Source organism: Pseudomonas meliae, from assembly GCF_001400515.1.
GTDB classification, from domain to species: Bacteria; Pseudomonadota; Gammaproteobacteria; order Pseudomonadales; family Pseudomonadaceae; genus Aquipseudomonas; species Aquipseudomonas amygdali.
Genome location: NZ_LJQT01000334.1, coordinates 1 through 891 on the forward strand (window position 1 = coordinate 1; position 891 = coordinate 891).

Here is an 891-nt window from a genome sequence, read left to right on the forward strand (position 1 = left end):
GCACCAGTAGACTGCGTAAATAGGCATCCCCGGCTTTGGTGATACTTCCCAGGCGCTGCTTGCCGCCGCTACTGTACTGGCTTGGCGTCAGACCGAGCCAGGCAGCCACTTGGCGACCGTTTCTGAAGTCGTGCCCATCTCCAATACTGGCCACTAAAGCACTTGCTGTGGTCGAGCCAACCCCACGCAATTGCAGCAGCCTACGGCTGCGGTCGTCTTCGCGAGCGATCTGATTGATGGCTCGATCAAGTTCCACCAGCCGATCCTCGATATGTCTGGTGTGCTCCAACAGTTCACTCATGCACCGTCTTGCCCAGCCAGGCAAGGTGTCCAGACAGGGACCAATCTCTTTTCTCAATCGCTCTGGGCTTTGTGGCAGGACCACGCCGAATTCAGAAAGTAATCCGCGCAGTCGGTTGTACGTAGAGGTGCGTTCTTCGATGAATCCCTGGCGGGTTCGATGAAGGCAAAGAGTGGCCTGCTGATGCTCGTCTTTAACAGGGACAAACCGCATGCTGGGTCGGGTCACTGCCTCACAGATCGCGGCCGCATCTGCGGCATCGTTCTTGCCGCGCTTACCCGACATTCGATAAGGCGAAACGAGTTTAGGAGCCATCAACTTGACCGTATGGCCGTGCTCGGCGAACACCCTCGCCCAATGATGAGCGCCTGAGCAAGCCTCCATACCAATCAAGCAAGGGGGCAGCTGGGCGATCAATGGCACCAGTTGATCCCGCGCAACCTTGGGCTTCACCAAGGTTGCATTACCAGCCTCATCAACGCCGTGAACGGCGAATACGGCCTTGGCTAGATCGATTCCCACGGTAATAATTGGCATGGACTTCCCCTCCTGTGGTTTTGATGCAGGTTTGACACTTCATCATGGCACTT

1 protein-coding gene is annotated in these 891 nt (G+C 56.5%); it reads right to left on the reverse strand.

The features are described from left to right. The coding region (locus tag ALO64_RS15725; protein ID WP_054991750.1) for an IS110-like element ISPsy16 family transposase at positions 1-838 on the reverse strand (838 nt) is incomplete at its 3' end. Positions 839-891: the final 53 nt, after the last annotated feature.